The following is a 21,668-nucleotide window of genomic DNA, read 5'->3' as shown; positions in this document are numbered from 1 at the left end:
CGGTGCGCGAACTCATCGGTCGCACGCCTGGTTCTCCCGCCGCGGACCCATCCGGCGGGCGGGGCGGCCGCGACCGGTCACCGGGGGGTAGCGTCGCCCTCATGCATGCGATCACGATTCCCGAACCCGGTGGTCCCGAGGCGCTGGTGTGGGCGGAGGTCCCCGATCCCGTACCAGGTGAGGGCGAGGTCCTGGTCGAGGTGGTGGCCAGTGCCGTCAACCGTGCCGACGTCCTGCAGCGGCAGGGCTTCTACAACCCGCCGCCGGGGTCCTCGCCCTACCCCGGTCTGGAGTGCTCCGGCCGGATCGCCGCACTCGGCCCCGGCGTCTCCGGCTGGGCCGTCGGCGACGAGGTGTGCGCTCTGCTCGCGGGCGGCGGATACGCCGAGAAGGTCGCCGTACCGGCCGGACAACTGCTGCCGGTGCCGGAAGGAGCCGACCTGGTGCGGGCCGCGGCGCTGCCCGAGGTGGCCTGCACGGTCTGGTCGAACGTCTTCATGATCTCCCACCTCCGTCCCGGCGAGACGCTGTTGGTGCACGGCGGCTCCAGTGGCATCGGCACGATGGCGATCCAGCTGGCCAAGGCCGTCGGCGCCCGGGTCGCCGTCACCGCGGGCAGCGCGGAGAAGCTGGAGCGGTGCGCCGAGCTGGGCGCGGACATTCTGATCAACTACCGCGAGCAGGACTTCGTCGCCGAGATCGCGAAGGCCACCGACGGTGCCGGCGCCGACGTCATCCTCGACAACATGGGCGCCAAGTACCTGGACCGCAACGTCCAGAGCCTCGCCGTCAACGGCCGGCTGGCGATCATCGGCATGCAGGGCGGTGCCAAGGGCGAGCTGAACATCGGCGCGCTCCTCGGCAAGCGCGCCGCGATCAGCGCGACCTCGCTGCGGGCCCGTCCCCTCGGTGAGAAGGCGTCGATCGTCGCCGCCGTGCGCGAGCACGTCTGGCCGCTGCTCGCCGCCGGCCGGGTCCGTCCCGTCGTGGACCGTGAACTCCCGATGAGCGACGCGGCCGCGGCGCACCGGGTCGTCGAGGACAGCGGGCACATCGGCAAGGTCCTGCTGGTCACCGGCTGAACCGGCGCCATCGGCCCCCGCGCCTCCGGTCCGGCCGGGGCCGTGCTCCGGCCCGGCCCCGGCCGGACGGAAGACCTCGGGTCCGTCCGCCGGACGGACCCTAGCCGCGGCGCAGCCGCAGGCCGAGGAAGGTGAGGCCGAGGCCCATGCCGATGAGGACCAGACCGCTGCCGAGGGGCAGGAGCCGCAGCATCCGTCCGACGGGCCGCTGCTCGGCGGCTTCCGCCTGCCGCACGGTCCCCGGAGACGCGGAGGGCACGAGCCGGGCCTCGTCCGGGGCGGTCGCCCCTTCGTCCGCCGTCTCGGCCGACTCCTCGTCGAAGCCCTCTTCGTCACCGGCGTCCGTGTCCTCGTCGACGGCCTCGGAGTCCGTCTCGGCCGCCTCCTCGGTGCGGCCGGGTCGTGCCCGCCCCTCCCCGGCCCGGCTTCCGGCCCGCTCGGGGCCGTCGGGTGACGCCGCGGGCGGGGTGGACGGCGACCCGCTGGGGGGCACCCCCACGGAGACGGGCGACGGCACACCCGACGGCGGGGCACCGGACGGCGGGACGCGGTCGTGCCCGGCATCCTGCCGGGGCGTCGGGACGGGACGCTCGTACGCCGGACCGTTCCCGTGTTCCGGACGGGGATCGCCCCCGTCTTCCGGGCCGGCGCCGTCCTCGTGCCGCGAACCGGGACCGTCCTCGTGCCGCGGACCGGGGCCCTCCCCGTGTTTCGGGCCGGGGCCCTCCCCGTGCCGCGGGCCAGGACCGTGCGTCCCTCCGGGACCGTGCGTCGGGCCACGCCCGGAGGCGGACCGGCTCCCGTCCACCGAGCGGCTCCCCACCGACCGGCTCCCGTCCACCGAAGCGTCCCCGGACGCCGCCCTGCTCGCGTACGGCCTCCCGGGACCGTAAGCCGGTACCGCCGCGTCCGCCCGCACACCTCCGTACGGCAGCACGGCCACCAGCAGGCCGGCCCCCACTCCCACCCCGTACAGCCCCCGCCGCCATGGAGTCACGTCCGTGACCCCCTCCCGGTGCTCGGTCGTCACGAAATGAGGCCACAAGCCTCACATGACGGATCGGGCACCGCATTCCGGACTGCGCCGAACGGGAGAACGGGGAGATCGCCCTTCCCAGGGGCGCCCCGGTGGGGAGGTGAAGGGGTGCGAGAGAATGACGGCATGGAGATGCCGAGGAACGAACAGTCGCCGGAGAACGCCCAGAAGATCCTGGTCGTAGGCCAGGACGGCATGGCTCTCGGCGGCATCGACGCGGACGACGACTCCCGTGAGATCCCCGTGACCGAGCAGGTCGAGCAGCCGGCGAAGGTCATGCGGATCGGCAGCATGATCAAGCAGCTGCTGGAGGAGGTGCGTGCGGCCCCCCTCGACGAGGCCAGCCGTGTCCGTCTCAAGGAGATCCACTCGAGCTCGGTGAAGGAGCTGGAGGACGGCCTGGCGCCGGAGCTGGTCGAGGAGCTGGAGCGGCTCTCCCTGCCGTTCACCGAGGAGTCGATTCCGAGCGACGCGGAACTGCGGATCGCGCAGGCCCAGTTGGTGGGCTGGCTGGAGGGCCTGTTCCACGGCATCCAGACCACGCTGTTCGCCCAGCAGATGGCCGCGCGGGCTCAGCTGGAGCAGATGCGCCGTGCCCTGCCGCCGGGGGTGGGCGGTCCGGAGGGCCCCGACGACCCGCGCGCGGGCGGCCGTTCGGGCGGCCCCTACCTGTAGGGCCCGGCCCGGGGAACCGATCCGTACCGACCGCACCCTTACCGATTACATCCGTACCGACCACATCCGTACCGACGACGAGAAGGGCCCGGCGACCGGCGCCGGGCCCTTCTCGGTCGTCCGGGGTCAGGACGGCGGGTTGCCCGTGGAGACGCTCAGCTCGATCTCCGGCATGTCCTCCGGGTCGACGTCCGCCCCGGCGGAGGGGAACTGGTCCATGACCGTGCCGTCGCCGTAGGTGTTCTCGTCCTGGTCCTTGGTCTTGATCGACCAGCCGGCGGCCTGGAAGCAGGCCTTGACCGAGTCGATGTTCTTGAACTTGAAGCTGGGGACCCGGATCTTGTCGGGGTCGTTGTACGACTCCTGGGGCTCCGTGCACTCGGTCGTCTCGATCGTCTTGGACGTGTCCGGGCCCCGGTAGCCGGCGTCCTTCGTCGACGAGCTGGAGGCGATGGTGACGGGCTCGCCGCCCTTGTCGTCACCGCCGCCGTCGGAGGCGAGGGTGCCGATCAGGGCGCCGACGGTCGCGACGGCCACGATCGCCGCCCCGACGAGCGCTCCCGCGTTGCTCCGGCGGCCGCCGCCCGGCGCTCCCGAGACCGAGGTCTGCTGGTTCAGGTGGTACGCGGGCGGCCCCTGCTGGTGGCCGTAGGCCGGAGCGGGCGTCTGGTAGCCCTGCTGCGGATAGCCGTACGACGGGGCGGGCGTCGGGGGAGTGCCGTACGGGTTGGGCGTCGGGTTCGGCTGGTACGGCGTCTGGACGTTGCCCGCCGGGGTCTGGGGGCTCTGGCCGACCGGCGGGAACACCGCGGAGCCGACCCCCGAGCCGCTCTGCGAGGGGGCGCCGGGCACGATGCTCGGCGGCGCGGGCTGGAAGGAGGCCGCGACGCGCAGGCACTCGTCGCGCATGGCGACGGCGGTGGGGAAGCGTTCGTTCGGGTTCTTCTTCAGTGCGCGGGCGACCAGCGCGTCGACGGCCGGCGGCAGCGCGCGGTTGATCGAGGAGGGGGCCACCGGCTCCTCCTGCACGTGCGCGTACGCGATCGCCAGCGGCGAGTCGGCGTCGAACGGCAGCCGTCCGGTGACCAGCTGGAAGAGCATGATGCCGACCGAGTACAGGTCGGAGCGGGCGTCCACGCCGCGGCCGAGGGCCTGCTCGGGGGAGAGGTACTGCGGGGTGCCGACGACCATGCCGGTCTGCGTCATCGAGGTGACCCCGGACTGCATCGCGCGCGCGATGCCGAAGTCCATCACCTTGACGACGCCGCGCTTGGTCATCATCACGTTGCCGGGCTTGATGTCGCGGTGGACCAGGCCCATCTCGTGGCTGATCTCCAGCGCGGCCAGCACGTCCGCGGTGATCTTCAGCGCCTTGTCGGCGGGCATCGCGCCCTGCCGCCGCACGTCCTCGTCGAGCACCGAGCCGAGCGGGCGGCCCTCGATGTACTCCATGACGATGTACGGAGTGGTCAGGCCGTCGACGTCGTCCTCGCCGGTGTCGAAGACCGAGACGATGTTGGTGTGGGTGAGCTTGGCCACGGCCTGGGCCTCGCGGCGGAACCGCTCGCGGAAGGCCTGTTCCCGGCCGAGTTCGGTGTGGAGGGTCTTGACCGCGACCTGCCGGTCGAGCACCGAGTCGTAGGCGAGGTGGACCGAGGCCATGCCGCCCTCGCCGAGCAAGTCGCGCAGCTGATAGCGGCCGCCGGCGAGCGCCCGCCCCGCGTACCGGCCCTGTGCGCCGTCCTGGCTCATTCTCTGCGTCCCCCGTCGGGCCCTCGACACTGCCGCTCGCCGCGGCCCGCCCATTGATCGAAAGTGCTATTCCCGGCCAAGTCTGCCCCAGGGCACCGACACGTCAAGCTCGGTGCCCGTTCCGTGACCGTACGCGCAAGAAGAGTCGCGGAAGCGTTACAGGTGCCGTACCGCCGGTGCGCGGAATTTGCACGCCGGAGCGGAGTGCGGGTTTGATGGCCGATCCGTCTCCGGCCGGCGGCCGGGCCGATCCCGGATCGACGGCGTGCGCGGAGGCTGTAGCGTGGCCGACGGAGACCGTGACAACACCGCGCGCACCGCGGGCAGAAACGACGGCGAGGACTGATGGCACAGCAGCAGCGCGCCCAGGGCCCGTCCGACCCCGAGGCGACTGGCGGCGGTATGTCAGATGCGCCGGAGATGTGGGGCAACGGCGGACTTGTCGGAGACGGCCGTTACCGGCTGACCGGCAGACTCGGGCGGGGCGGAATGGCGGAGGTGTTCGCCGCCGAGGACGTACGTCTCGGCCGTACCGTCGCCGTCAAGCTGCTGCGCGCCGACCTCGCCGAGGACCCGGTGTCCAAGGCCCGCTTCACGCGCGAGGCCCAGTCGGTGGCCGGCCTCAACCACCACGCGATCGTCGCCGTGTACGACTCCGGCGAGGACGTCGTCGGCGGCCAGAGCGTGCCGTACATCGTGATGGAGCTGGTCGAGGGGCGGACGATCCGCGACCTGCTCCTCAACGCCGAGGCGCCGGGCCCCGAGCAGGCGCTGATCATCGTCTCCGGGGTGCTGGAGGCGCTCGCCTACTCGCACCAGCACGGCATCGTGCACCGCGACATCAAGCCGGCCAACGTGATCATCACCGACAACGGCGCGGTGAAGGTGATGGACTTCGGCATCGCGCGCGCCCTGCACGGGGCGTCGACGACGATGACGCAGACCGGCATGGTGATGGGCACCCCGCAGTACCTCTCCCCCGAGCAGGCGCTCGGCAAGGCCGTCGACCACCGCTCCGACCTGTACGCCACCGGCTGCCTGCTGTACGAACTGCTGGCGCTGCGGCCGCCCTTCACCGGCGAGACCCCGCTGTCGGTGGTCTACCAGCACGTGCAGGACATCCCGGTTCCGCCGTCGCGGACCTCGGACAGCGTGTGCCCGCCCGAACTCGACGGCCTCGTCATGCGTTCTCTCGCCAAGGACCCCGACGACCGGTTCCAGACCGCGGAGGAGATGCGGGGCCTCGTCCAGTACGGCCTCCAGATGCTGTACGACCAGGGCGCCCACACCGGCACCTGGAACACCGGCCCGGTCGGGGCGGGCACCGGTGCGGGTGCCGCCGCGGCGGGCTTCGCGAGCACCAGCGTGCTGCCGCAGGGCACCGACGGCTCCCACACCTCGCAGATCCCGCAGCCGATCCTGCCCGCGGGCTACGGCAGCGGCGACGACGGCGGGTTCGAGGGGCACGGCAACCAGGGCAGCGGCCGCGGCAGGCTGTGGATCCTCGCCGTCCTCGCGGTGATCGCCATCGCCGCGGGTGTCGCGCTCGCGCTGAACAACCAGGGCACGGACGGCGGCGGCGACACCGGGACCTCGACGTCGCCGAGCGCCACCCCGTCCGCCTCGGACGACCAGACGAGCGCGTCGCCGAGCGAGGAGCCGTCCGACGACTCGTCGGAGGACACCTCCGACGGCAGCACCGGGTCGAACTCCGGGTCCAACTGGACGCCGTCGTACACGCCGTCGTACGAGCCGTCCCCGAGTTACAGCAACGAGCCGTCGGAGGAGCCGAGCGCCCCGGCGTCGAGCGACCCGGCGCCGGAGGAGTCGAGCGACCCGCCGGTGTCGAGCGACCCCGGCACCACGGACGGCGGCACGTCCGACGGCGGTACGTCTCAAGGCGGCGGCACCGTCGCCGGCGTCACCGGCGCCGGCAGCACAGGCACCACCGGCTGACCCACCGCAGCGCCGGGCACGCGCGCGTGAGTCCCTTTTCACGGGGCCTCACGCGCGCGTGCCCGTTTCCGGGTGCTCCCGACCGCGCCCCCTCAGCCCGTGAACGCGTCGCACACCGCGTCGTACTCCCGTGTCCACCACACCGCGAGGGCGGAGGCGGCCGGGAACTGCGGGTCGGCGCGGGTGTCGCCGCGCTCGTAGTGCCAGCGCAGCATCCAGAAGTCGTTCAGGCGCTCCCACCACACCCGGTGCACGGCCGCCGCCAGCTCGCGGGGCGTGGCCCCGGCGGCGGGCCGGTAGGCGCGCGCGTACGCCCGCGCCCTCGGCAGGTCGAGGGTGCCGTCGGGCCGGACGAAGAAGATCGCGGCGGCACGTACGGCCTCCTCGGCACGGGGCTGCACGCCGAGCCGGTCCCAGTCGACGATGGCGGCGGGTGCCTCCCCGCGGTAGAGCAGGTTGAACGGGTGGAAGTCGCCGTGCACCCAGCCGGCCGGGCCGGCGTGCGGCGGGCGCCGGTCCGCGTGCCGTTCCAGCAGGGCACGGCGCTCCAGGAGCCGGTGGCGGGCCAGTTCGTCGAAGGAGCCGGCCGGGCGGTGCCGGCGCACGCGTGCGAGGAGGTCGTCGATCAGGGCGAAGGTGGCGGTGGGCGCGGGGCTCTCGGCGGGAGCGGCGCGGACCCGCGCGTGGGCCGGCATCACGCGTTCCAGGCTCGCGTGGACCACCCCCAGCAGTGCCCCCAGACGTCCGCACGCGCCGGGGGTCAGCTGGGCACCGTGGCGGTGCCGGCCGTCGATCCACGGGTGCAGGGCGTAGGCGTGGCCGCCGACGACGACGACCGTGCGTCCGTCGCGGCCGGGCAGCGGGGGCGCGACGGGCACGCCCAGGTCGGCCAGGCGCTGGGTGGCCCGGTGCTGACGGGCGATCGAGACCGGGTCGGCGGTGTCGGGATCGAAGTGGTGCTTGAGGAAGTAGCGGCCCCGGGTGGTGCGCAGCCGGTAGCCGCGGTTCAGCAACCCCTGGTCGACGGGTTCGCAGGCGAGCACGGAGCCGGCGGCGTAGCGCCGGAGCAGGGCGCCCACAGGGGGCGCGTGGTTCATCAGGGGTGGTACACAGGAGCGCGGCACGCGCCGATGGTAGGGCACACGGCGAGGCTGTGAGCTGCGCGTTGTCACGGAAAGTCACCGACTGTCACAAGTGATCTCGGGTGGTCGGCCTGGGGTGCGCCTCGGCCGTGAAGTGGTCCCGAGGGGGGAGCCCGCCGCGCGGACGGTCGTCCGGCTTCCGGTGCCGGGCGCCTTGGAGGTGCCCCTGGAACGTGCCTCCGGAAGGTGCCCCCGGAAGATGCCCTCGGAGGGGAACCGTGAAGAAATGTGGATATTTGTCCGCATGTGAGCGCGACGGCACTCCCGCGCGGAAACTCTTCCCGTGGCCTGGGTGCGCGGGATAACGTGCCGTTGCTCCGGCCTCCTGCAAGGCTGTGACCAGGCTCCTTCCCGACTTTGCCGATTTACTTGGAAATCCAAGCAAAAACGCAGGTCAGGTGGGGTTTCACAGAAATGTGGCGCACTGGGTAACGTGAGGTCTGCAGGGCGCTCGCCGGGGCACCTGTCACGCCTGTTCCGGCCGAGGGCACCCACCCCGTGCACGGGTTTCGGAACAGGTGAGCCGCACTGGTCACCCGGCAACCCCGGGGGCCGGACCGACGGAGGAGCACACGTGACCGTGGAGAGCACTGCCGCGCGCAAGCCGCGACGCAGCGCCGGAGGCAAGGCCGGCGCCACCGGCACCGGGACGGCGGCCGAGGCCACCGGCGCGGCGGCCAAGGCCACCGGTGCCAAGCGCACCACCCGCACCACCCGCGCCGCCGCCGGGAAGGGCACCGCCGAGCCCCAGCTCGTGCAGCTGCTGACGCCCGAGGGCGAGCGCGTGAAGAACGCCGAGTACGACCCCTACGTCGCCGACGTCACGCCCGAGGAGCTGCGCGGTCTCTACCGCGACATGGTGCTCACCCGCCGCTTCGACGCCGAGGCGACCTCCCTCCAGCGCCAGGGCGAGCTGGGCCTGTGGGCCTCGCTGCTCGGCCAGGAGGCCGCCCAGATCGGCTCCGGCCGGGCCCTGCGCGACGACGACTACGTCTTCCCGACCTACCGCGAGCACGGCGTCGCCTGGTGCCGCGGTGTCGACCCGGCGAACCTGCTCGGCATGTTCCGCGGCGTCAACAACGGCGGCTGGGACCCCAACGGCAACAACTTCCACCTGTACACGATCGTCATCGGCTCCCAGACGCTGCACGCCACGGGCTACGCCATGGGCGTGGCCAAGGACGGCGCGGACTCCGCGGTCATCGCCTACTTCGGCGACGGCGCCTCCAGCCAGGGCGACGTGGCCGAGTCGTTCACCTTCTCCGCGGTCTACAACGCGCCGGTGGTGTTCTTCTGCCAGAACAACCAGTGGGCGATCTCCGAGCCGACCGAGAAGCAGACCCGCGTGCCGCTCTACCAGCGCGCCCAGGGCTACGGCTTCCCGGGCGTGCGCGTCGACGGCAACGACGTCCTCGGCTGCCTCGCCGTCACCAAGTGGGCGCTGGAGCGGGCCCGCAGGGGCGAGGGGCCGACCCTCGTCGAGGCGTACACGTACCGCATGGGTGCCCACACCACCTCCGACGACCCGACGCGTTACCGCCACGACGACGAGCGGGTGGCCTGGGAGGCGAAGGACCCGATCCTGCGCCTGCGCCGGTACCTGGAGGCCTCAAACCACACGGACGACGGATTCTTCGCGGAACTCGAGTCCGAGAGCGAGGCGTTGGGCAGGCGAGTGCGCGAAGCGGTCCGTTCCATGCCGGACCCGGACCACTTCGCCATCTTCGAGAACGTGTACGCGGACGGGCATGCGCTCGTCGACGAGGAGCGGGCCCAGTTCGCCGCCTACCAGGCGTCGTTCGCGGACTCTCCCGAGGGGGGCAACTGACATGGCGGAGAAGATGGCCCTGGCCAAGGCGATCAACGAGTCGCTGCGCAAGGCCCTGGAGTCGGACCCCAAGGTCCTCGTCATGGGTGAGGACGTCGGCAAGCTCGGCGGAGTGTTCCGGGTGACGGACGGCCTCCAGAAGGACTTCGGCGAGTCCCGCGTCATCGACACCCCGCTGGCCGAGTCGGGCATCGTGGGCACGGCGATCGGCCTGGCCCTGCGCGGCTACCGCCCGGTGGTGGAGATCCAGTTCGACGGCTTCGTCTTCCCGGCCTACGACCAGATCGTCACCCAGCTCGCGAAGATGCACGCGCGTGCGCTCGGCAAGGTCAAGATGCCGGTCGTCATCCGCATCCCCTACGGCGGCGGCATCGGCGCCGTCGAGCACCACTCGGAGTCCCCCGAGTCGCTCTTCGCGCACGTGGCGGGCCTGAAGGTGGTCTCCCCGTCGAACGCCGGCGACGCCTACTGGATGATGCAGCAGGCCATCCAGAGCGACGACCCGGTGATCTTCTTCGAGCCCAAGCGGCGCTACTGGGACAAGGGCGAGGTCGACCCCGAGGCGATCCCCGGACCCCTGCACAAGGCGCGGGTCGTCCGCGAGGGCACCGACCTGACCCTCGTCGCCTACGGCCCGATGGTCAAGCTCTGCCAGGAGGCCGCCGCCGCGGCCGCCGAGGAGGGCAAGAGCCTGGAGGTGCTGGACCTGCGTTCGGTCTCCCCGCTCGACTTCGACTCCGTCCAGGCCTCCGTGGAGAAGACACGCCGCCTGGTCGTCGTCCACGAGGCGCCGGTGTTCTTCGGCTCGGGCGCGGAGATCGCGGCCCGGATCACGGAGCGCTGCTTCTACCACCTGGAGGCCCCGGTGCTCCGGGTCGGCGGCTACCACGCCCCGTACCCGCCGGCGCGTCTGGAAGAGGAGTACCTGCCGGGTCTGGACCGGGTACTCGACACCGTCGACCGCGCCCTGGCGTACTGAGGAGAGGGTCGTGACGACGATGACGGAAGCGTCCGTGCGCGAGTTCAAGATGCCCGACGTGGGCGAGGGACTCACCGAGGCCGAGATCCTCAAGTGGTACGTCCAGCCCGGCGACACGGTGACCGACGGCCAGGTGGTGTGCGAGGTCGAGACGGCCAAGGCGGCCGTCGAGCTGCCCATCCCCTACGACGGCGTGGTGCGGGAGCTGCGGTTCCCCGAGGGCACCACGGTCGACGTGGGTGTGTCGATCATCGCGGTGGACGTGTCGGGCGGCCCGTCCCCGGCCGAAGCGCCCGTTCCCGCTCCCGCCGCGGAGCGGGAGCCCGAGGAGCCGAAGGCCGAGGGGTCCGGCCGCCAGCCGGTCCTCGTCGGTTACGGTGTGGCCGCCTCCTCCACCAAGCGCCGTCCGCGCAAGGGCGCCGAGGTCCCGGCCCGGGAGACGGCGGCCGCCACGGCCGTGCAGGCGGAACTGAACGGACACGGCGCGGCCCCCGCGGCCGCCCCCGCCCCGGCCGCTCCCGCCGTCCCGGCCGCCGACCGCTCCCGCCCGCTGGCCAAGCCGCCGGTGCGCAAGCTGGCCAAGGACCTGGGCGTGGACCTCGCCTCGGTGGTGCCGTCCGGTCCGGACGGCATCATCACCCGCGAGGACGTCCACGCCGCGGCGGCTCCCGCACAGGCCCCGGACCTGCCGACGGCACCGCAGCCCACGCCGGCCGCCGCTCCGGCGCCGGCCACCGCACCCGCCCAGGCTCCGGCTGCCTCGTACGACATGGCGCGCGAGACCCGTGTCCCGGTCAAGGGCGTCCGCAAGGCGACGGCGGCGGCGATGGTGAGCTCGGCGTTCACGGCGCCGCACGTCACCGAGTTCGTGACGGTCGACGTCACGCGCACGATGAAGCTCGTCGAGGAGCTCAAGCGGGACCCCGACAAGTACGGGATGCAGGGCCTGCGGGTCAACCCGCTCCTGCTGATCGCCAAGGCCCTGCTGGTCGCCATCAGGCGCAACCCGGACGTCAACGCGTCCTGGGACGAGGCCGGCCAGGAGATCGTGCGCAAGCACTACGTCAACCTGGGCATCGCGGCCGCGACCCCGCGCGGGCTGATCGTGCCGAACATCAAGGACGCCCACGACAAGACGCTGCCGCAGCTGGCCGAGGCGCTCGGCGAGCTGGTGGCGACGGCGCGCGAGGGCAGGACGTCCCCGGCGGCCATGCAGGGCGGCACGGTGACCATCACCAACGTCGGCGTCTTCGGCATCGACACCGGTACGCCGATCCTCAACCCCGGCGAGTCCGCGATCCTCGCGGTCGGTGCGATCAAGCTCCAGCCGTGGGTCCACAAGGGCAAGGTGAAGCCTCGTCAGGTCACCACGCTGGCGCTGAGCTTCGACCACCGCCTGGTCGACGGCGAGCTGGGCTCCAAGGTGCTCGCCGACGTGGCGGCCGTCCTGGAGCAGCCGAAGAGACTGATCACCTGGGGCTGACCCGCTCCCGTCCCGCACGGAGGGAGCCGCGCACCCGAACGCCGGGTGCGCGGCTCCCTCCGTCTCCGGGGGCCGGGGACGGGGTCCGGGTCGGGGTCGGGAAGTCGGAGAGGGACGGGCCGGGTCGGCGTACGGGACCCGTGCCCCGGGTCACGCGGGCACGTGGACGGAGGACACGCGGCTGGCGACCAGGCGTTCCCGTTCCCGGCGGGCCGCGCGGGAGCGCAACCGCAGGATCTGGCTGACCCCGAGCGCCTGGAGCACGAACACCGAGGAGAAGGCGATCCGGTAGTCGTCGCCGGTCGCGTCCAGCAGGACGCCGATCGCGAGCAGGGTCGACATGGAGGCGACGAACCCGCCCATGTTGGTGATGCCGGACGCGGTGCCCTGCCGCTCCGGAGGATTCGCGGGCCGCGCGAAGTCGAAGCCGAGCATCGACGCCGGTCCGCAGGCGCCCAGCACGACGCACAGCACGACGAGCAGCCACATCGGCGCATGGTCGCCGGGGTAGGCCAGTGTGGCCGCCCACAGCAGCGAGGTCGCCCCGACCGTGCCGAGCGCCAGGGGGAGCCGTGCCCCGTGGTGCCGGGCGACGACCTGGCCGTAGACGAGTCCGACGGCCATGTTGGACAGGACGACCAGGGTCAGCAGTTCGCCGGCCGTGGCGCGGCTGAGGCCCTGCGCCTCGACGAGGAACGGCATCCCCCACAGCAGCAGGAACACCATCGCCGGGAACTGGGTGGTGAAGTGGACCCACAGGCCCAGCCGCGTCCCCGGCTCCTGCCAGGACCGGGCGATCTGCCGCCGTACGTAGGCGGCGCCCCGGTGCGGGAACGGTTCGGGTTCGTGGCCCTCGGGGTGGTCCTTCAGGAACAGCAGCAGCAGGACGAGGACGACGACCCCGGCGAGCGCGCTGCCCGCGAACGCGGCCGTCCATCCGATGCCGTGCAGCAGCCGGGCCAGGAGCAGGGTGGAGACCAGGTTGCCCGCCATGCCGGCCAGGCCCGCGAGCTGCGCGACGAGGGGGCCGCGCCGGGCCGGGAACCAGCGGGTGCCGAGCCGCAGCACGCTGATGAACGTCATCGCGTCGCCGCAGCCGAGCAGCGCGCGCGAGGCGAGGGCGGTGCCGTAGGTGGGGGAGAAGGCGAAGCCGAGCTGTCCGGCGGTGAACAGGACCACGCCGATGGCCAGCACCTTCTTGGTGCCGAGCCGGTCGACCAGCAGCCCGACGGGTATCTGCATGCCGGCGTAGACCAGCAGCTGGAGGATCGAGAAGGTCGACAGGGCCGAGGCGTTCACGTCGAAGCGGTCGGCGGCGTCGAGGCCGGCCACCCCGAGGGAGGTGCGGAAGATGACGGCGACGAAGTAGACGGAGACGCCGATCCCCCAGACGGCTGCCGCGCGCCGGCCGCCGGGCGGGTCGTCCGGCAGGGTGATGCCGCTCATCGGACCTCCCCCCGCGCCAGGTGCGAGAACCAGCCGACGTGCCGGTGGACGATCCCCACGGCCGCCTCCGCGTCGCCGGAGCGCAGGGCCCCGAGGATCTCCTCGTGCTCGGCGAGGGTCTTGGCGATCCGGTCGGGGTGGGAGTGCATCACGGCGACGCCCATCCGCAGCTGGCGGTCGCGCAGCTGGTCGTAGAGCCGGGACAGGATCTCGTTGCCGCCGCTGCGGACGATCTCGGCGTGGAAGCAGCGGTCGGTGACGGCGGCCCCGGCGAGATCGCCGGCGGCTGCCTGCGCCTTCTGCTGTGCCAGGAGTTCCTCCAGCCGCCGGATGAGTCCGGCGGGGGCGGGGACGGCCTTGCGCGCCGCGTGTTCCTCGACCAGCAGCCGGGTCTCCACGACGTCCTTGATCTCCTGTGCGGAGACCGGCAGGACCAGCGCGCCCTTCTTCGGGTAGAGCTTGATCAGCCCTTCGGCCTCCAGGCGCAGCAGCGCTTCGCGCACCGGCGTCCGCGAGACCCCCGTGGCCTCGGCCAGCTCGCCCTCGGTGAGGAGGGCGCCGCCCTCGTAACGGCGGTCCAGGACACCCTGTTTGACGTGCGCGTAGACGCGTTCGGCTGCGGGGGGCTGCTTGACGGGCGCGGGTGCGGCGGAAGGCATGTGGACAGCATAGATACAACAGGTGTGCAAGAGGGGAGCCGGTCCAGCATGCGGAACGGGCGTCCGCCCCGCACCGGCCCGCACCGCCCCGCGTCCGCTCGCGCCTGCCCGCGTCCACCCCCGCCTGCGCCCGCGTCCGCCCGCACCTGCCCGCGCGGGCCCGCCCGCGCCCGTGCGGTGCGCGGTACAGGCCGAGGTGCCGGGCGCGGTGCGGAGCGGGGGCGCGAGTCCGGAATTGCTCTCAGCGGATGCACAACCATCTGTGCTACTTACGTGTCACACAGATGCGGCCCCTTCTGCTTTCCCCTTCAACTCGGCCGCACCGCAGGGGCATTCGACGTAATCGGGGTATTTCAGTTGATAACCGCCATCAAGGGCTTCCGTGTCCGCAGGGCCGCAGCCGTCGCCGTCACGGCCGGCGCAGTGCTCGCGACCGGCGCCCTCACCGCGGCGCCCGCGCAGGCTGTCACGACGCCCACCATCACGGCCAAGGGCGCGTACCTGATGAACAGCGCGACCGGCACGACGCTCTACAGCAAGTCCGCCGACTACAAGAGGCTCACCGCCTCCACCACGAAGGTCATGACCGCGAAGGTCGTGCTCTCGCAGTCGAACCTGAACCTCGACACCAGGGTCACGGTCAGGAAAGAGGTCAGCGACTACATGGTTCGCGAGGGGTACCCCTCGTCGGCCAGGCTGATCGTCGGCGACAAGGTCACGGTCCGTCAGCTGCTGTACGGGATGATGCTGCCGTCCGGCTGCGACGCGGCGATGGTCCTCGCCGACAAGTTCGGCACCGGCACGACGGTCGCGGCCCGCACCAAGAACTTCATCGCCAAGATGAACACCACGGCCAAGAACCTGGGCATGACGAACACGCACTTCGACTCGTTCGACGGCCTCACCAACGGTTCCAACTACTCGACGCCGCGCGACCTGACGAAGCTCGGCCGCAGCGTGATGAAGAACTCCACGTTCAAGGCCGTCGTGAAGGCCAAGTCCTACACGGCCAAGACGATCACCAAGACCGGTGCCACCCGCACCATGAGCACCTGGGTCAACACCAACACGCTGCTCGGCTGGAACGGCACGCTCGGTGTGAAGACCGGCTCCGGCACCCAGGCCAAGTACTGCCTCATCTTCGCCGCCACGCTCAACGGCGAGTCGGTCGTGGGCACCGTCCTGACGGCTCCCGACGCGGCGAACCGCACGGCCGACGTGAAGAAGCTCATCAACTACGGCTACGCGAAGATCAGCTGACGCCGCGACTGCAACGGGACGGGCCCGCCGTGGTGATCACGGCGGGCCCGTCCCGTTGCGGTCGCACCGGCCGGCTACCGCGTCACCGCGAAGTTCCGCAGGATCGCCGCCGTCAGCTCCGGCTCGCCCTCGGCCTTCACCCGGTCCGCCACCGCCTCCGGGGTGACCCGGCCGCAGGCCAGACGGACGTATGTCTCCCAGTCGAGGGAGAAGGAGGCGGCCGGACCGAGCGCGGGGGCCGTCTCCAGCGTGCCGCGGCCCTGGATGTCGACGCGGATCGTGCGCAGGAACTCGACCGGCCCGTGGACGTCGAAGACGATCGCGGAGCTGCGCGGCGCGTCGGCCTTCTCGGCGACGACGGCCGGCAGCGCGTCGAGCAGCACGTCGCGGGCGACGTGCGCGCCGGGGGAGTCGAGGTTGCCGGGGTGGCCGAGGGCGGCCCGCAGGTCCTGCTCGTGCGCCCACACGGCGAACGCGTGGTTGCGCATCGACTCCTCGAGGGTCAGCTCGGTGCCGAGGGGGCCTCGGACCATGGTGCCCGGCTGACGCGTCTCGTTCCGCAGCTGGCGGTTGCGACGGATGATCATGAGTTCCAGCTCGGAGGTCATCTCCGGCGCCGTGTGGTGGCGGCGGACGTCGACCTGCATCTCCATGTAGCGCTGGAAGTCGTTCGTGACGTGGAACAGGTCGCGCGGGAGCGTGTGGATGGGGCGCGGATCGCCGTACATCTCGCTGTCCAGGCCGATGACGTGCGAGACGAGGTCGCGGACCGACCAGCCGGGGCACGGCGTCCGCCTGTTCCACTCACCCTCGACAAGCGGCTGCACCAGCTCGGATATCGCTTCGATGGAGTGGGTCCAGGCGTCGGCGTAGGGCTGGAGGGTGGGATGCAGACTCACGGAACGGGACCCCTCGGCGGTCGGTACACGGGCGGGCGATGGCGGCGTTGCCAGCGGGAGGCGGCTCTCGGCGGTGTCTCGAAACGCTAAGTTACGCTGCTGTGAGGCACCCCGGCAGTGCTTTCGTGTGACGATCGTAGGCCCGTGTGGACGGCTCGAATGCCAGGACGGTGGTAGTGTGCGCGCCTCTCTGATCCAAATCGCCGTGGATGAGGGTGAATCGGCCGAATCGCGGCGGGGCAGAGTCGCGGCCCTGGTGCGGGATCAGGCCGGTGTCGCCGACCTGGTGGTCCTGCCCGAGCTGTGGACGACCGGTGCCTTCGCCTACGAGGAGTTCGCCGCCCGCGCCGAGCCGCTGGACGGACCGACGCACGAGGCGATGGCCCGGGCGGCGAGCGACGCGGGGGTGTGGCTGCACGCGGGCTCGATCCCCGAGCGCGCCCCCTCCGGCAGCGGCGCCGACGAGGGACGTGGCGCCCTCTACAACACCTCGCTGGTCTTCTCCCCCTCCGGTGAGCTGGCCGCCTCCTACCGCAAGATCCACCGCTTCGGCTTCGACAAGGGCGAGGCCGTGCTGATGGGCGCGGGCCGGGACCTGGTGACGGTGCGCCTGCCGGGGACGACGCTGGGCGTGGCGACCTGCTACGACCTGAGGTTCCCCGAACTCTTCCGCGGTCTCGTCGACGCCGGCGCCGAGACCCTGGTCGTCGCCGCGGGCTGGCCGGAGCGCCGCAGGGCGCACTGGACGCTGCTGGCCCGGGCGCGGGCGGTGGAGAACCAGGCGTTCGTGCTCGCGTGCGGAACGGCCGGGACGCACGCCGGGGTTCCGCAGGCCGGTCACTCGATCGTGGTCGATCCGTGGGGCGAGGTGCTGGCCGAGGCCGGCCCCGGCGAGGAGGTCCTCACGGTGGAGTTCGACCCCGCGAAGGTCGCGGTGACCCGGGAGCAGTTCCCGGCCCTGAAGGACCGGGTCCTGGGACTCGAGCCGCCGCGCGGCTGACGGACCGGGGTCCCGGAGCCCTGGGCCCCGGGTCCTCAGGCCCGTCCCGGCTCCCGGAGCCTCAGGCCCGTCCCGGCTCCCGGAGCCTCCGGGCCGCCCTCAGTCCTCGCGTTCCTTCCCCGCCAGGTGGATCACGCACACCGCGATCGCGATCAGCAGCGCCGGATCGGCGTCGTCGCGGACGACGTCGACGCCGTACGTGTCGCGCACGTGCAGCCGGCGCCGGGAGATGACGGCGAGCAGTTCGCCGTCGTACTCGACGGCGAACTCGCGGTCGAGGATCCGGCCGCTGACGTCCAGCACGGTGCGGCCGTCGGCGAGGGAGACGCGGTAGTGGTTGCGCAGCAGGGACAGTCGTTTGCGGCGGATGGTGGCCAGGTCCTCGCCGTCCCGCTCGATCACCATCGTGTCGCGCAGCGCGAACATCTTCTGGCGGATGTCGATCAGGACCCGTCCCTGGGTGTCCTTCAGTTCGAAGGTGTCCCGCAGCCGGATCGCCTTGCCGTCGACGAGGAAGACCTTGTTGCCGTGGTCGTCCTCGATCCAGTAGTCGTCGCCGAAGCCGAGGACACGGTCGCGCACGAGGAATCTCATGGCACTACGGCTTCCCCGCGGGGCCGCGCGGAACGCCGCCCGTAGGCCGTACGGGCCGACCCCGCCGCGTCCCGCGCCGACGGGACCGCGCCGCGGCCCCCTTCACCGCCCCGGCCGGGACGCCGGAGGTGACCCCGCGCAGCGGTCACACGCCGTATCCGTCGCGGTGGTGGTGGCGTTCCGTCTCGACCACGGTCGTCGAGGCCGGGGGGACCATCACGCGGCGACGCCGGGCGATGCTGCTGAAGGTCGTCACGCCGATCAGGCCGACGATCATCAGAATGACGCCGACCAGGTCGATGTTGACGCCCTGCATGTCCCAGTCGGTCGCGAACGTGAGAATGGCTCCCACGGCGATGAGGATGATGCACCCGCCGAGGCCCATGATGTCGCCTCCCTGCTCGGTGTACCGGCCGTTCCGGTCACGGCAACCGGGTACCCCGGCGGGCAACTCCCATGCGGGATCACTTCCTTGACGGCCGGCGGCTAGCCCTCCAGGAACGCCGTCAGCGCGTTGGCCAGCAGGTACGGGTCGTCAGCTCCGCACAACTCCCGTGCGCTGTGCATGGACAGGATGGCCACGCCGATGTCGACCGTGCGGATGCCGTGCCGGGCCGCGGTGATCGGGCCGATGGTGGTGCCGCACGGCATGGAGTTGTTGGAGACGAACGACTGGAACGGCACGCCCGCCTTCTCGCAGGCGGCGGCGAAGACGGCCCGCCCCGAACCGTCCGTGGCGTAGCGGTTGTTGACGTTGACCTTGAGGATCGGGCCGCCGTTGACGCGCGGGTGGTGCGTGGGGTCGTGCCGCTCCGCGTAGTTGGGGTGGACCGCGTGCCCGGTGTCCGAGGACAGGCAGACGGTGGCCGCGAGGGCCCGCGCCCGGTCCTCGTACGATCCTCCGCGCGCGAACACCGAACGCTCCAGCACCGTGCCCAGCAGCGGCCCGTCCGCGCCGGTGTCCGACTGGGAGCCGTTCTCCTCGTGGTCGAAGGCGGCGAGCACCGGGATGTACGGCAGGTCCGCGCCGCTCGTCGCGACGGCCGCCAGGGCCGCGGTGGCGGCGTGCACGGACAGCAGGTTGTCCATGCGGGGGCCGGCCAGCAGTTCCTCGTCGCGGCCCAGGTAGGCGGACGGCTCGACGGGGTGCACCATCAGGTCCCAGCCGGTGACCTCGCCCGCGGCCAGCCCGGACTCCTCCGCCAGGAAGGCGATCAGATCGCCGTCGCGCACGTCGCCGCCGAGGCCCCAGACGGGCTGGAGGTGGCGCTGCTTGTCCAGCTTGAGGCCGTCGGTGTTGACCGCCCGGTCGAGGTGGACGGCGAGCTGCGGCACCCGCAGCAGCGGCCGGCCGACGTCGACCAGGCGGGTGGAGCCGTCGCGCAGGGTGAGGCGGCCGGCCAGGCCCAGGTCGCGGTCGAGCCAGGAGTTGAGCAGCGGCCCGCCGTAGATCTCCACGGCGACCTGGCGCCAGCCGTGCGCGCCGGTGTCGGGCAGCGGCTTGACGCGGAGGTTGGGCGAGTCGGTGTGCGCGCCGATGATCCGGAAGGGGGTGTGCGGCGCGGCGCCCTCGGGGACGTACCAGGCCACGATCGCGCCCCCGCGGAGCACGTACTTGCCGCCGCTCGTCCCTTCCCAGGCGTCCGTCTCGGCGACCTGGCGGAACCCTGCCTTCTCCAGCCGTTCGGCGGCGGTCGCCACGGCGTGGTACGGCGAGGGGCTCGCCGCCAGGAAGGACATGAGGTCGTCGGTGTGGCCGCGGTCGAAGCGGGAGGGTTCGCTCATGGGGTTCACCTTAACGACGTACGAAAGCCCGCTCCCGGTGATGGGGAGCGGGCCTTCGTGTGAAGGGTGTGGAGTTCGGGCAACCGTGCCGAAGTGGACGGGTGCCGGTCCGGGCGGCGCGCGCCGACGGCGTGCCGGCGGGCGCCGGCACGCCCGCGGGGGCTCCGTCCGGGGCTCTAGAAGGCGGCCTCGTCCAGCTCCATCAGGTCCAGCTCGACGCCGGTCGCGACCTTGCGGGCGAGCGTGACGCCCGGCAGGACGTTGGCCGCGAAGAACTTCGCCGCGGCGATCTTGCCGGTGTAGAAGGCCACGTCCTTGGCGGAGGCCGTCTCCAGCTTCTCGACGGCGATCGCGGCGCCCCTGAGCAGCAGGTAGCCGACGACGACGTCGCCGGAGGCCATCAGCAGGCGGGTGGTGTTCAGGCCCACCTTGTAGATGTTCTTGACGTCCTGCTCGGTGGCCGCGAGGTCGGTCAGCATCAGGCCGACGATGGCCTCCAGCTCGACGGCGGCCTTGGCGAGGTGCTCGCGGGCGCCCGCCAGCTCCTCGCCGCCCGTGCCGAGCTCCAGGAACTTCTTGATGTCCTCGGCGAGGGAGTTCAGCGCGGCGCCCTGGTTGCGGACGATCTTCCGGAAGAAGAAGTCCTGGCCCTGGATCGCGGTGGTGCCCTCGTAGAGGGTGTCGATCTTGGCGTCGCGGATGTACTGCTCGATCGGGTACTCCTGGAGGAACCCGGAGCCGCCGAAGGTCTGGAGCGACTGGGCGAGCTGCTCGTAGCCCTTCTCGGAGCCGTAGCCCTTGACGATCGGCAGGAGCAGGTCGTTGAGCGCGTGCTCGGCCTTCGCGTCCTCGCCGTTCGCCTCCTTCACGGCGATCGCGTCCTGGACGGAGGCCGTGTGGAGGACGAGGGCGCGCATGCCCTCCGCGTACGCCTTCTGCGTGATCAGCGAGCGGCGCACGTCGGGGTGGTGGGTGATGGTGACCTTGGGCGCGGCCTTGTCCATGAAGTTCGCCAGGTCGGGACCCTGGACGCGCTCCTTGGCGTACTCCAGCGCGTTGAGGTAGCCGGTGGAGAGGGTGGAGATCGCCTTCGTGCCGACCATCATGCGGGCGAACTCGATGATGCGGAACATCTGGCGGATGCCGTCGTGCTTGTCGCCGATCAGCCAGCCCTTGGCGGGGTGCCGGTCGCCGAAGGTCATCTCGCAGGTGTTGGAGGCCTTCAGGCCCATCTTGTGCTCGACGTTGGTGGCGTAGACGCCGTTGCGCTCGCCCAGCTCGCCGGTCTCGAAGTCGAAGAGGTACTTCGGGACGAGGAAGAGGGACAGGCCCTTGGTGCCGGGGCCGGCGCCCTCGGGACGGGCCAGCACGTAGTGGAGGATGTTCTCCGACATGTCGTGCTCGCCGGAGGTGATGAAGCGCTTCACGCCCTCGATGTGCCAGGAGCCGTCCTCCTGCTGCACGGCCTTGGTGCGGCCGGCGCCCACGTCCGAGCCGGCGTCCGGCTCGGTGAGGACCATCGTGGAGCCCCACTGCTTCTCGGCGGCGAACTTCGCGATGTGCTTCTGCGTCTCGTTGCCCTCGTCGAAGAGGATGCCCGCGAAGGCCGGGCCGGAGGAGTACATCCACACGGCCGGGTTGGCGCCGAGGATCAGTTCCGCGTACGCCCAGATCAGCGACGGCGGCGCGGTGGTGCCGCCGATCTCCTCGGGCAGGCCGAGGCGCCAGTACTCGGAGTCCATGAAGGCCTGGTAGCTCTTCTTGAAGGACGCGGGGACCGGCGCGGTGTTGGTCTCGGGGTCGAAGACCGGCGGGTTGCGGTCGGCGTCCGTGAAGGACTCGGCCAGCTCGTTCTCCGAGAGGCGGGTCAGCTCCTCGAGGATGCTTTTCGCGGTCTCGGTGTCCATCTCCTCGAAGGGGCCGGTGCCGTACAGCTTGTCGCGCCCGAGTACTTCGAAGAGGTTGAACTCGATGTCGCGGAGATTCGACTTGTAGTGCCCCATGGCGACTGCGCTCCGTAGAGAGAGATCGGCGAGGCACTTGATCCTCGCGCTAGTTCACGTACCGACAAGTAGCTCCGATGATGCTACCC

The 21,668-nt window shown here is 71.8% G+C and carries 18 protein-coding genes; 8 read left to right on the top strand and 10 right to left on the bottom strand.

Features of this window, described 5'->3' with window-relative positions:
* The first annotated feature begins 101 nt into the window (after positions 1 to 101).
* Positions 102 to 1,082, top strand: coding sequence for an NAD(P)H-quinone oxidoreductase (locus tag ACZ5FU_RS10605; protein ID WP_451778432.1), 981 nt, complete (start codon positions 102 to 104; stop codon positions 1,080 to 1,082).
* A 100-nt stretch (positions 1,083 to 1,182) separates the two neighbouring features.
* Here the strand turns inward: ACZ5FU_RS10605 and ACZ5FU_RS10600 are convergent, their stop codons facing one another.
* Complete coding sequence (locus tag ACZ5FU_RS10600; protein ID WP_451529593.1) at positions 1,183 to 1,581, bottom strand: hypothetical protein; 399 nt, start codon at positions 1,579 to 1,581, stop codon at positions 1,183 to 1,185.
* Between the two features lie 663 nt (positions 1,582 to 2,244).
* On the opposite strand from ACZ5FU_RS10600, the gene ACZ5FU_RS10595 reads away from it, so the two are divergent.
* On the top strand, positions 2,245 to 2,793 hold the full coding sequence (locus ACZ5FU_RS10595) for a bacterial proteasome activator family protein (RefSeq protein WP_451529594.1): 549 nt from the start codon (positions 2,245 to 2,247) through the stop codon (positions 2,791 to 2,793).
* Positions 2,794 to 2,919: 126 nt separating this feature from the next.
* Here ACZ5FU_RS10595 and ACZ5FU_RS10590 read toward each other — a convergent pair whose 3' ends face one another.
* The gene (locus ACZ5FU_RS10590; protein ID WP_469045215.1) at positions 2,920 to 4,545 is read right to left on the bottom strand and encodes a protein kinase domain-containing protein; all 1,626 of its coding nucleotides are present in this window, start codon (positions 4,543 to 4,545) and stop codon (positions 2,920 to 2,922) included.
* A 345-nt stretch (positions 4,546 to 4,890) separates the two neighbouring features.
* Here ACZ5FU_RS10590 and ACZ5FU_RS10585 point away from each other — a divergent pair, with 345 nt between their 5' ends.
* Positions 4,891 to 6,501 carry a protein kinase domain-containing protein gene (locus tag ACZ5FU_RS10585; protein ID WP_468834085.1) on the top strand — a complete coding sequence of 537 codons (1,611 nt, stop codon included), beginning with the start codon at positions 4,891 to 4,893 and terminating at the stop codon, positions 6,499 to 6,501.
* Between the two features lie 92 nt (positions 6,502 to 6,593).
* On the opposite strand, the gene ACZ5FU_RS10580 is transcribed toward ACZ5FU_RS10585, so the two are convergent.
* A complete protein-coding gene (locus ACZ5FU_RS10580; RefSeq protein WP_451529597.1) occupies positions 6,594 to 7,598 on the bottom strand; it encodes a phosphotransferase in 1,005 nt (334 codons plus the stop codon).
* A 619-nt stretch (positions 7,599 to 8,217) separates the two neighbouring features.
* On the opposite strand from ACZ5FU_RS10580, the gene pdhA reads away from it, so the two are divergent.
* The 3 genes from pdhA to ACZ5FU_RS10565 are packed head-to-tail and all read left to right on the top strand — an operon-like array spanning position 8,218 to position 11,933.
* Entirely contained in the window at positions 8,218 to 9,471 is a 1,254-nt protein-coding gene (gene pdhA / locus ACZ5FU_RS10575) for a pyruvate dehydrogenase (acetyl-transferring) E1 component subunit alpha (RefSeq protein ID WP_469045214.1), read from the top strand.
* Between the two features lies 1 nt (position 9,472).
* A complete protein-coding gene (locus tag ACZ5FU_RS10570) occupies positions 9,473 to 10,450 on the top strand; it encodes an alpha-ketoacid dehydrogenase subunit beta (RefSeq protein WP_451529599.1) in 978 nt (325 codons plus the stop codon).
* A gap of 10 nt (positions 10,451 to 10,460) precedes the next feature.
* Positions 10,461 to 11,933: a dihydrolipoamide acetyltransferase family protein gene (locus ACZ5FU_RS10565; protein WP_451778426.1), complete on the top strand. Its 1,473-nt coding sequence runs from the start codon at positions 10,461 to 10,463 to the stop codon at positions 11,931 to 11,933.
* Positions 11,934 to 12,083: 150 nt separating this feature from the next.
* On the opposite strand, the gene ACZ5FU_RS10560 is transcribed toward ACZ5FU_RS10565, so the two are convergent.
* Both ACZ5FU_RS10560 and ACZ5FU_RS10555 read right to left on the bottom strand, forming a co-directional pair.
* Complete coding sequence (locus tag ACZ5FU_RS10560) at positions 12,084 to 13,379, bottom strand: MFS transporter (RefSeq protein WP_451529601.1); 1,296 nt, start codon at positions 13,377 to 13,379, stop codon at positions 12,084 to 12,086.
* On the bottom strand, positions 13,376 to 14,038 hold the full coding sequence (locus tag ACZ5FU_RS10555; protein ID WP_451529602.1) for a GntR family transcriptional regulator: 663 nt from the start codon (positions 14,036 to 14,038) through the stop codon (positions 13,376 to 13,378). Before ACZ5FU_RS10555 ends, ACZ5FU_RS10560 begins: the two co-directional genes overlap by 4 nt.
* 357 nt (positions 14,039 to 14,395) lie before the next feature.
* On the opposite strand from ACZ5FU_RS10555, the gene ACZ5FU_RS10550 reads away from it, so the two are divergent.
* Positions 14,396 to 15,298: a D-alanyl-D-alanine carboxypeptidase family protein gene (locus ACZ5FU_RS10550; RefSeq protein WP_451529603.1), complete on the top strand. Its 903-nt coding sequence runs from the start codon at positions 14,396 to 14,398 to the stop codon at positions 15,296 to 15,298.
* A 74-nt stretch (positions 15,299 to 15,372) separates the two neighbouring features.
* Here ACZ5FU_RS10550 and ACZ5FU_RS10545 read toward each other — a convergent pair whose 3' ends face one another.
* The gene (locus ACZ5FU_RS10545) at positions 15,373 to 16,197 is read right to left on the bottom strand and encodes a maleylpyruvate isomerase family mycothiol-dependent enzyme (RefSeq protein WP_451529604.1); all 825 of its coding nucleotides are present in this window, start codon (positions 16,195 to 16,197) and stop codon (positions 15,373 to 15,375) included.
* A gap of 178 nt (positions 16,198 to 16,375) precedes the next feature.
* Between ACZ5FU_RS10545 and ACZ5FU_RS10540 the strand changes: the two genes are divergently transcribed.
* Complete coding sequence (locus tag ACZ5FU_RS10540; RefSeq protein ID WP_468644872.1) at positions 16,376 to 17,197, top strand: carbon-nitrogen family hydrolase; 822 nt, start codon at positions 16,376 to 16,378, stop codon at positions 17,195 to 17,197.
* A gap of 99 nt (positions 17,198 to 17,296) precedes the next feature.
* On the opposite strand, the gene ACZ5FU_RS10535 is transcribed toward ACZ5FU_RS10540, so the two are convergent.
* The 4 genes from ACZ5FU_RS10535 to ACZ5FU_RS10520 all read right to left on the bottom strand — a co-directional run bounded on the left by ACZ5FU_RS10535 (position 17,297) and on the right by ACZ5FU_RS10520 (position 21,579).
* Complete coding sequence (locus ACZ5FU_RS10535) at positions 17,297 to 17,791, bottom strand: LURP-one-related/scramblase family protein (protein WP_451529606.1); 495 nt, start codon at positions 17,789 to 17,791, stop codon at positions 17,297 to 17,299.
* 145 nt (positions 17,792 to 17,936) lie between these two features.
* Positions 17,937 to 18,176: a DUF6458 family protein gene (locus ACZ5FU_RS10530; RefSeq protein ID WP_468644875.1), complete on the bottom strand. Its 240-nt coding sequence runs from the start codon at positions 18,174 to 18,176 to the stop codon at positions 17,937 to 17,939.
* Positions 18,177 to 18,277: 101 nt separating this feature from the next.
* Positions 18,278 to 19,576, bottom strand: coding sequence for a M18 family aminopeptidase (locus ACZ5FU_RS10525; RefSeq protein WP_451530437.1), 1,299 nt, complete (start codon positions 19,574 to 19,576; stop codon positions 18,278 to 18,280).
* Positions 19,577 to 19,752: 176 nt separating this feature from the next.
* Entirely contained in the window at positions 19,753 to 21,579 is a 1,827-nt protein-coding gene (locus ACZ5FU_RS10520; protein ID WP_451530436.1) for an acyl-CoA dehydrogenase, read from the bottom strand.
* Positions 21,580 to 21,668: the final 89 nt, after the last annotated feature.

The sequence above is a fragment of the Streptomyces sp. NPDC031554 genome (assembly GCF_055580685.1).
Note: the sequence above shows the minus strand (reverse complement) of the source record. Positions and strands in the feature narration are given on the sequence as shown.